This is a genomic window from Desulfobacula sp. (genome assembly GCF_021107415.1).
In genome coordinates this window covers 1-10,629 of sequence record NZ_JAIOSW010000105.1, presented here as the reverse complement: position 1 = coordinate 10,629, position 10,629 = coordinate 1, and the positions used below count along the sequence as shown (strand labels likewise).

Below are 10,629 nucleotides of genomic sequence, written 5' to 3'. Positions count from 1 at the left end.
TGATGTAAAGGGCATTGCCAAAGAAGAAGTAATTAAATTCCCGGAATTGAGTGTTGATATTTCAAAATCAGATATCCTTGCCAATCAATTGAATATTTCAAAAATTTTGATAAAAACCCCTGAATTTAATTTAAGCCGGGATAAAAACGGTAAGCTAAACCTGTTAAAATATATACCGAAAAATAAAGAAAACCATGAAAAAGAAGCGGTAAAGAAAGATGCCGGCACCAATAAAAAACTCTTTATTCTCAGCCTGGCAGACTTTGAGATCAAAGACGCAGCAATTTCCTTCCAGGATCTTTCCAATAAAAAAATATTTAAATCCAGAGTATTTCCCTTGAATGTCCGGATTGAAAACTTGAAAGCAGGAGAGGCTGTTTCCGGAGAATACAGTCTGAAGTTTGAAACCGAAACTAAAGAGACTATTGATTCCAAAGGTCGGTTCCAAACACATCCTGTGGAGGCTGATGGCACTTTACTTTTGTCAAATATACGGTTCAACAAATATGCCCCCTATTATGAAAGCCTTGTCGGCTTTGATGTGAAGGATGGCAATATGAATCTTTCTGCAGGCTTTGAACTATTAAAAAAACAAGATAAATTTGATATGAAGATTAAAAATCAAGAATTTTTAATCCAAACGCTTTCAATTTTTGATCGACAATCCAAAGAAGAGATGATCAACATTCCAAAATTTAAAATCAAAGAGTCAATCATTGATATTGGAAATAAAAAAATAGATATTGGAATCATTATAGCTCAAAATGGAAAAGTTCTGCTTAAAAGAATGAAAGACGGTCAGATTAACCTTGTCACAACTGTCCTGCCGGCAAAGGACTCTCCGAGCCCTCAAACTTCATCAATTACAAACACCAAGCCAATAGAGAGCAAGGCTTCTCCGTGGGCCGTCACAATGAGATCGTTTAATGCAACTGGATTTAATGTGGCCTTCAATGATCTAACTAATAAAGAGCCGGTAACTATTAAACTTTCAAATATCTCCATTAAAGCGGATGATCTTAAGACTTTTGGTAAAGAAAAAGGACGTGTTAATGCTCAAATGAATTGGAATGAGGATGGACGGATCAATATCAAGGGAAGCGTGGTTCCATCGATTTTAAACGCCGGGCTTGACCTTAACTTGGAAAAAATTGATATTAAATCATTACAGCCGTATTTTACCGATTCAATCAGAATCCTTGTAACCGACGGGAGTATTAATACAAAAGGAAAGCTTAAGCTGAACCTGGATGATAATTCAGGAGAGCACATTCAGTTTATCGGACAAACATCTATAACGCAGTTTGTTTCTCTTGACAAAAAGACAGCAAAGGATTTTTTTAAATGCAATTCGTTATATCTTTCCGGACTTGATGTCTCAGTGTTCCCGGTTAAAGTCAAGGCCAAAGATATTTCGTTGACAGACTTTTATTCCCGGATCATTGTCAGCGATACCGGGGAAATGAACTTAAATACAATTTTCAAGAAGGATACAATAAACGATACAGGGATTGAGCCTGAAAATAAAGAGGTAAAACCAGAATCCCAAACTCCACAGATTCGTGTGGAAAGTGTCACGTTGCAGGGTGGGAATATCAGTTTTTCAGACTATCTGACACAACCCAATTTTACTGCCAATATGAAACAGATAGCAGGATCTGTAACAGGGCTTTCTTCTGATGAACAATCCCGGGCAAAACTTCACTTGCAGGGACTGCATGGGCAGTCTTCCCCTCTTGATATTGTCGGAACAATTAATCCATTGGCAAAAAAGAAATTTGCCGATATAGATATTTCTTATAAAGATATTGAGCTGACGAATTTCACACCTTATTCATCCAGGTACCTGGGGTATAAAATTGAAAAAGGAAAACTTATTTTAGATCTTGAGTATATGATAGATGGAAATAAACTCAAATCAGAAAACCGGGTGCGATTTGATAATTTTACATTGGGTGAAAGGGTGGAAAGTGAAGATGCGACCTCATTGCCTGTCAGCCTTGCAATTTCCTTATTGAAAAACAGGGATGGACAAATTGACCTTGATCTTCCTGTTACAGGGGAACTGGATGATCCGGAATTTAAAGTCGGTTCCATTATTTTTAAAATGATTACAAATTTGATTTTTAAAGTGGTCACTTCACCCTTTTCAATCCTGAGTTCCATGTTTGGCGGAGGGGAGGACTTAGGGTTTGTAGATTTTCAGTATGGGGAAACAAAAATGGATGAGTCAAATTATGGAAAAATTGATACACTGGCGCAAATTCTCCAGGAAAAATCATCTGTCAATCTGGAAATACAGGGGGTTTATGATAAGCTCAGGGATGCTGAAGGTCTGTGAATGAATGGGTTTGAAGATTTGATCAAGGCATCGAAACTCAAAGATATGATGGCTTCGGGATCTGATGCAGCAACATTGGAAGAAGTGGTTATTGAAACTAAAGACATGGAACACTATATCGATATCGTCTATACTCAAGCCCAATTCCCTAAACCAAGGGATGAAGCAGGTGTTGAAAAAGAACTTGATATAGGAGAAAAGAAAAAGCTGTTGATCACAAATATTAACATTGGGGAGGATGATTTACGGCTTCTTGCCATGAACCGGTCAGAAAACATTAAGGCATATCTTCTTTCAACCGGTAAGGTTGAAAATCAGAGAATTTTTCTGCTTGAGGCCAGTGAAAATGATGGTTCAAACAACGAAAGAACAAGTAAAGTAAAGTTTTCATTAAAATAAAAAGGACAAGGAGCCTACAAAGTATGGAGGAACAACCATTAAAAAGTGTTTATTTTCATTTTCGATTTAAATTTCTTGCAATCACGGCCATCTTTTTTTTGTTATGGGTTATTCTTTCCGGGGCGGCAGAATTTGATCAGTTTGCAACAACCCTTCAATTCAAATTATTGGGCCCGTTTTTTATCGGGTCAGGAATTATTTATCTGGTTTTCAGGAAAGTTCCCTTTAAATGCCCCCATTGTGACAAATTTGTTTCAACCAGCAAAGACTGGCATTGTCCCGATTGTGATAAGATGCAGGGCAAACAACGGTATCTATCGGATAAATGTATTCACTGCAAGCAAATGCTGGCCACTTCTTTTTGTGACCATTGCAAGAAAGAATTCAAGCTCTAAACAGTCCCGGTAAATTCAACACTCAGGTTTTGTTGAAGTTTTTCAATCATTTTTAAAATTTCTTTTAACAGGGTTTGATCCAGAGTTGAAAGATTATGGGGATTGATATAATTGTCAGGGCTATTTTCTTCATCCATAATGGTGGTGATTTGTCGTAAAAATCTTAATCGCATCATATAATTATAGGCCTTGACAATATCAGTGTATTCTTTGTTGGTTAATGCATGCCGGGTATAGAGTCTGAACAGTCTTGTCAAAGTGTTGGTTTGAGAAATACCGTTTTTTAGGGCATAGACTCTTGTAAAATCAATGATGGGCAGCATGGCCAGTTTTATATCTAAAGATCCTTTATGCTCACCTTGGGTCTCCACTATAAGTTTACCGAAACGACCAATAGGCGGTTTAAAATAAACCGCGTTTTCAGTAAGATTTCTCAAAAATCCGGCCCAGTTTTTAATGGAAATTAAAAGATATTTTTTTAATTCATCTGCCAGGGTCAAGTCACCCCAGGTTCCCCTGAAATCGAAAAATATGCTGGAATAAAGGAGATTTTCAGGGTTTGAGGTTCGAATCCAGGCGTTGAAATACTCTTTCCATTTGGATAAAGGCTGGCACCATTTTGGATTTTTTGCCATGTTATCACCCTCGCAGAACCTGTATCCTGCCATGTCCAGCTGGTCGCAGATCAATTGTGCCAGATCGTCAAAGTATTTTTTTGCTTTTTCGGGGTGATCCCCGTCTTCATAAATAATGGCATTATCCTGGTCAGATATCAGGGTCTGTTCTTCACGACCCTCTGACCCCATGGTTAAAAACACAAATTTGCAAGGTGGTGGGCCCATTTTATCAAGGGAGAATCTAATGATTTTATCAATTATTGCATCTGAAAAAGTAGTGATCAGGCGTGTGATATATTCAGTGTTGGCACCGTTTTTTATGGGGTCAAGAAGTATTTTTTCAAGTTTTGAATGAATATTTTCAATTTCCTGAATAGTTTTGGCGGATTTAACGGTTTTTATCAGAAGATAGGTTGATTTTGTCTGGGCAAAGATGAGATTTTTTTCACTGACAATACCCGTAATATCACCTGATTGGCTATAAACAGCCAAATGCCTTTTATCATTTTCGATCATGGATAAAAATACTTCAAACACCTGGCAGTCAGCTGAAATAGAAATCAGGGGGGATGACATGATGTTTGAGACAGGTTGGGACAGATCCATATGTTTTGCTATCACTTTTTTTCTTAAGTCTGCATCAGTGACAATCCCTTGAATGGTTCGCCTGTCTTTTTTTATCAAAATAGCACTGGCATTGTTCCGGCTCATTTTAATGGCGGCATTTTCAATACTGGTTTCCATTGGGCAGGTGATAATATTGGGTTGAAAAATGGTCCGGATGGGTCGATTGAAAAAGGGCAGGTTAAATTCCTTGTCTTTTATCCGTCTGGAAATGATCCCGGCAAAGGATTTGTTGAGCATGCATTTACCGAATTCATTGGTAAAATAATCTTGAAATTTTGGATTTGCCTTACATACGGTTAAAAAATAGTCTGCTTTAAGAGTTATAAAAACACAATCTTCAAGAATCTTTAAGGACCTGATGGAAACCGCATCATTCAATAGAATTGAAATGCCGCCGAAATTGTCTCCCGGCTGTAATTCTCCGGTCAAAATTTTTGTATTGTTCAGCTCATAATAATATTGGGCATGACCTTTAGAGAGGATATAGACTTTTTTAACACTTGTGATTTCCTGTTCAAGGAGAACCGTATCTTTCTTGACTTTTTCATAGGAGAAGGCAGTGGCCAGTTCCTTTTGATCTTGCTTTGAAAGCAATGAAAATGGATAAGCCTGTGATTCTTTATTCAAATCAAATCCATCCTTTTTTTAAGCTCATGATGTTGTGGGTGTAAAAATTTTTCGGGCAGGCAAAAACAGATCCTTTGAAATTTCTATATATTCCATTTCATCGAATCCAAACAGTTTTGCAAATAAAAACGCCGGGAATGCTGTTGTTCTTGTGTTAAAATAGTTTACTTCATCGTTATAACCTTGCCTTGCCACAAAGAGGTTGTCCTGGGCAGTATTAAATTGATTTCTCAAGGCTGCAAATTGTTTGGAATAATTTTTATCAAGAGATTCTTTCAATTGAGTGGATAGCGCTTTTAATTGAAACGTCAGTTTTAACTGGGAAACTTCAAATTCTTTGATCAAATTCCTTTCAAGGGGAGTCTTTTGGGAGATGACCTGTTGCAAAATTCTGTTTGCTTTTTGGGCTGTCTGGCTTATCATGGGCTTATATGTTTGCGTTTCATTTTTTTTTGCCATTTCAATAAGCCCGGCTAGCAGATCCAACCTTTTTTGGCAGGCATCAGTCAGAATTGACTTTGAATCTTCAATGCGATTTTGGGATCTCCAAAAGCTGGTGTATCCACCCAAAATAATACAAAATAAAATAATTCCAAAGAAAACAAAACAGAATCCGGCAAATTGCAACCATCGATGAGGCATATATTTCTCCTTTTTAGTGGTGGATGTAATGTTTAATCAAGTATCATTTAAATAACAAATAGTTCAACTAATATTTTAACCGTGCATAGTAAGTTTTTTTGGATGCTTTAATGGCATCTTGAAGGGTCAGGACACCATTGCTGTTTAAAATGGGGAGCAGTTTTAAAAAAATTTCAGCTGTCGCTATGGCATCCCCAAGGGCTGTGTGCCTGCCGATAATATTAATGCCTAAGCGTTTTGCAATATTTTCAATATCATGTTGTTCATGGACAGGATGCAAAATTGCGGATAGAAGAAGCGTATCAAGTACGGGGTTTAGAAATTTGATATGGGTGGTCTTTTCCTTGATTTTTAACATCTTCATATCAAAAGCGATATTATGTCCCACAAGTACCGTGTCTGAGGTGAATTTTTTAAATACTGGTAAAATAGTGTTGATATCTTTTTTCCCGGCTAACATTTCATAATTAATGCCATGGATTTTATAAGATTCCATGGGAATATCTCTTTTTGGGTCTACCAGTTCCTCAAAAAGATCATGGTATACAATTCTATTATTGACAATTCTCACGGCAGCAATGGAAATAATCTCATCACCGCCATCCGGACTTAGACCGGTTGTCTCAGTATCAAAAACCGTGTAGGTAATATTTTTTAAATTGGTATCCAAAAGATCAATATTGTCTTCTCCAGCCTTGAACAGGTCAAAATCATAAAATTCAGGTCTGCTGCCTGCAATAATTGGAGAGCGTTGTTTTTCTTTTAAAGTTGTCTTTGCTTTTAATTCAGCCTGGGTGATAACGTTAATTTGCGAACATTGATTTTTATTGTTTGAAATAATTTGGAAAAGAGCATTGTTTTGTTTTAAAACATAAAACAGGCTTGGCAGGGCATTGATTCGTTTAGACAACAGTGTTTCAATCCGGTCTTTTCTAATAAGATTGTTCTGCCATGTTATTTTAAAAATTATTGTGTCATCATTTTTTAGAGAACTGATATTGAACTCATTCACAAGACAGATGTCTGACAGGTTTTTTAACAGGAAAATCCATGCCGCCGTGAAGGAATATGTGTCGGCCAGTATCCTGTCGTTTTTGGTTTGATGGATAATATTCAACTTTATTCCATGCAGGGAATTAACTCTTAGTTGCAGAGAATTAAGAAAATCCGATAAAAAAAGTTTAGTCAAGGGAATTTTAGTCAATAGGACATCGAGAACATTATCTGCGATCTGTTCATACTGTCGGGGCAGATGATCAAGCGTTTTAATTAACTGGCTATGTTTGGGGGGGGCAATCAAAGATTTTTCCACGAGTTTTAGATGTCTTGACAAGTCTTTTTTTAAAGATATAAGTTTTTCATGGGTTATATCATATTGATTGATATCATCGGTCACATCCTGAAAGGTGAGAATAAAACCGGTCATCCGGCTTTCCTGGTCAAGGACGGGGATGGTCTCAACACTGATCAAATGATCGGTATGGATGGGGGCAATAAAATAAGAAGCCACACTCTGTTTATGATTATTCAGGTGTTCTTCAATCTCTTCAATGGCATGGGCGATCAGTGTTTTATCAATCAGGTGAAATATGGATCTGCCCAGACCGATAAAATATTCAGTCCTGTTTGAAAGGGCTTCTTGCGTGAATATTTTTTTTGCAAGGGAATTAAACAATAAAATTCTGCCGCTTTTATTGCAGATAATAACGCCCTGGGGGAGTTCGGCCATGATGGCAGCTAATAAGTTTCTTTCTTTTTCAGTCTCTTTTCTGGCAATTAGTATCTGCTGGGTAATATTCTTGTTCAGGTTTTCAAACATATCTGCAAAATCATTAATGACTGATGTTAAATTATTAATATCTTTGTTACCCGGGATGTTTAATCTATGGGAAGGGTTGGATGAATAAATCATGGTTGCTTCAGCAGAGATTTTTTTTACAGGCTTGATATAGGTGTGAAATATAATTTGAAGGCTGATAAATGCTACAGAAATACAAATAAAAACAACAGTGATAATGTATAAAGAATGATCATTGGCTATGGTAATAAAAACATGGATTTCTTCTTTATTTAGTGCCTGCCAGAAAAAGAATGAAATACAGCTTACAGTAGCCGTTGTTGCAAGCAGGACAAAAAAGATAAAATCCCAGAATCGGTTTGTTTGTTTCATTTAATCCAAAGATAAGAAGAATTCTATGATAAAAGGATTTATCATAGAATTCTTCTTTTTAAGATTTAATGTTTATTGAGAGCAGGATTATCCCCACCATCCCCAGCCAAAACTGGCAACGAGAATAATACAAAAAAGTATTGTTGCGATAAGATATTTATCTTCCAGCGCCATAGTATGTCCTCCTTAAAAAGTTTTAAGCAAAATAACTTAAGCCATATCATCTGCTTCTTTGGTTACATCCAGAATTTCAACATCTGCACGTTTGATCTGTTCATCGGAAGTGGTAGACATTTCAGCTTTAAAGCAAAGCGCCCACATCATCACTATACCCACTATCCACCAGACAATTTGCCACGCCCAGATGGCAGGAAATCCGCAGAAGGTAAAGGCATTGTTACCCAGCATAATACCGGGTCCAAGAGCAAAGAAATACCAGATAGGAATAATAATCTTCATCCTGGAGCGCCATATTTTACCATTTTCAGACGGTCCGTCAATGCTGTTAAGCCATTGTCTGACTTCTTTTTGCCGGGCAATGGTTTCCTCAGAGTCTTTAAATCCAAGCCCGCGGCAGCCATATGCCACAACAAAACCGGCAAAAATGCCCCAGAAGGCTGTATGCATTGACAAGGGGTATTTCCAGACAAAATAAGTTAACATATTTACAATAATACCTGCTAAAAGACCAAGAGCTGCGCCAGTGCTGGGAAATTTAAATCCCCAGTGGACACCTACAAGCATGAGGTACATAATGGTACCGAATGTCGTTGCAAACCCGCCGATCATAACAATGGCATCAGAGGATGTCAGACTGACCACCACGGCTGCAAGTGTTAAGAGTGTTGCCATAACACGGTTGGTCCAGATTTGTTCATTATGGCTGCCTTTCTGGCCTCTGACATATCTCCACCAGACATCTCTCTGGATGATGGTACCACCGGTACCAATATAAGGAGCCGAGGTGGAGTGGATGGCTGCAATAGCGCCAAGGAAAACAAGACCCAATACAGGTCCTGGTAAGAATTCCGTCATCAGTTTGGGTACAACATCTCCGTTATTGGCGATGACCATTTGTCCGGACAGCTCAAGTATTTTAGCGCCCATTCCCTGGAAAGCTGAAAAGAAAAACAAACAGACACCCACAACAAATGTGGACATAAAAACCTGTTGCCAGGCCAGAGGTTTAGGAGATTTAATACCAAAGTTCCACAGAATAAAAGCCGGTGATGACTGAATGCCCATGAGAGCAAACATATAGGTTAAGACCATCACTGCAGTCCAGCCGCCTCCTATTCCAAAGTTAATAATCCTTGGTACCTGCGAATATTTGGCATCAAGGCCGGCTAAAGAGGCTGACATGCCGGACCATCCGCCAATGGCCTCGGATGTGACAACATAAAATCCTAACAACATAATGCCGCCGACCAAAAGCACAAACTGGAGAACACCCACCCAGGTACTGGCTTTAAGGCCACCGGTAACCACATAAAACCATACTATAAAGGCCATGAATATCAGGCCAATGGTTGGTGGTACGCCTGCTACCCAGTAAAATAGTTTTGATGCGGCAATGAGCTGGATGCCTGAATAAAATATTGAATATAAAAGGGCTGCTATAACAGTCAGCCAGCGAACAAGTTCATTATTATAGTAATATGCAAACATATCACCCGGTGTGATAAAGCCATATCGTTTGCCCATGAGCCAGTTTCTTTTAGCAAAAAAGGCGCCTGTAATGGGAATAGTTAAGACATAGAACGAGGCAAATGCATATACCAACCCCACTTTCCAGATCAAACCCGGATGCCCTACAAATGTCCACCCGGAAAAGGATGCTGCTGTGGCTGCCATTAAAAATGCAATAAAGGGAATAGAGCGTCCGGCAATTCCATAGCCTGATGCGGTTTTTTCAGTAAAAAATCCTTTTAAACCCCACCAGAAACAATAAATAATGTAAACTATCAATAATCCCCAAACCCACATTACGTTTGACTCCATAGTAAATTTCCTCCTGTATGATATTTTTTTAGAGTTGATTGGAGTACTTTCATGATTATCGTTTTAATATAGATAATCAGGGCATACCACACCACCTCCTTTCAAGTACAAAAGTGCTTGGGGACAGGCTTGAAATCCGTCCCCATTTTTTAAAATTTTATGCCTTGTTGCCATATCCGATTTTGCCTAAGGATTCTTCGATTTCATCCAGGGTGGTATAATCATCAATGGTAGCAGGTATCTTATAGTCTTTTTTATCTGCAATGGCCCGCATGGTACCCCTTAAGATTTTGCCGGATCTTGTTTTTGGAAGTCGTTTGACCACCATGGCAGTCTTAAAGGATGCAACAGGGCCGATTTTGTTTCTGACCAGGGCAATGACTTCTTTGACCACCTCATCATGGTTTTTTTCAACACCGGCATTCAATACCATCATGCCTAAGGGTATCTGACCTTTGAGCTGGTCTTCAACGCCCATGACCGCACATTCGGCCACATCCGGATGTTCTGCAATGACCTCTTCCATGCCGCCTGTGGACAGCCTGTGGCCGGCAACATTGATAATGTCGTCTGTTCTGGCCATGACAAAGACATAGCCGTCTTTATCAATAAACCCTGCATCAGAAGTTTCATAGTATCCAGGGAATACACTCAGATATGAATCAACATATCTTTGATCTTTCTGCCAGAGCGTGGGCAATGTACCCGGAGGCAGGGGAAGTTTAACTACGATGGCACCAATGTCTTCTGCACCAATCGGGTTACCATCATCGTCCAGAACAGCCAGGTTCCATCCGGGAGCAGCCTTTG

The 10,629-nt window shown here is 38.6% G+C and carries 7 protein-coding genes and 1 pseudogene; 3 read left to right on the top strand and 5 right to left on the bottom strand.

Annotated elements, in window-relative coordinates; all coding sequences use genetic code 11:
- The 3 genes from K8S13_RS05530 to K8S13_RS05520 all read left to right on the top strand — a co-directional run.
- Positions 1-2,341 (top strand): DUF748 domain-containing protein (locus K8S13_RS05530; protein WP_291461058.1); only part of this gene is annotated, 2,341 nt, incomplete at its 5' end.
- Entirely contained in the window at positions 2,342-2,740 is a 399-nt protein-coding gene (locus K8S13_RS05525; protein WP_291461057.1) for a hypothetical protein, read from the top strand.
- A 23-nt stretch (positions 2,741-2,763) separates the two neighbouring features.
- The gene (locus K8S13_RS05520; protein WP_291461056.1) at positions 2,764-3,135 is read left to right on the top strand and encodes a hypothetical protein; all 372 of its coding nucleotides are present in this window, start codon (positions 2,764-2,766) and stop codon (positions 3,133-3,135) included.
- Here K8S13_RS05520 and K8S13_RS05515 read toward each other — a convergent pair.
- From K8S13_RS05515 to K8S13_RS05495, 5 genes and pseudogenes are all read right to left on the bottom strand, one after another.
- Positions 3,132-5,006 carry a DUF294 nucleotidyltransferase-like domain-containing protein gene (locus K8S13_RS05515; RefSeq protein WP_291461055.1) on the bottom strand — a complete coding sequence of 625 codons (1,875 nt, stop codon included), beginning with the start codon at positions 5,004-5,006 and terminating at the stop codon, positions 3,132-3,134. The two genes, K8S13_RS05520 and K8S13_RS05515, sit on opposite strands and share 4 nt — an antisense overlap.
- Before the next feature lie 24 nt (positions 5,007-5,030).
- Positions 5,031-5,648, bottom strand: a complete 618-nt coding sequence (locus tag K8S13_RS05510) for a LemA family protein (RefSeq protein WP_291461054.1) — start codon at positions 5,646-5,648, stop codon at positions 5,031-5,033.
- 67 nt (positions 5,649-5,715) lie between these two features.
- Entirely contained in the window at positions 5,716-7,818 is a 2,103-nt protein-coding gene (locus K8S13_RS05505) for an exonuclease domain-containing protein (protein WP_291461053.1), read from the bottom strand.
- Positions 7,819-8,028: 210 nt separating this feature from the next.
- On the bottom strand, positions 8,029-9,819 hold the full coding sequence (locus tag K8S13_RS05500; RefSeq protein WP_291461052.1) for a sodium:solute symporter: 1,791 nt from the start codon (positions 9,817-9,819) through the stop codon (positions 8,029-8,031).
- Positions 9,820-9,976: 157 nt separating this feature from the next.
- Positions 9,977-10,629, bottom strand: a pseudogene (locus tag K8S13_RS05495) (AMP-binding protein); the annotation flags it as partial.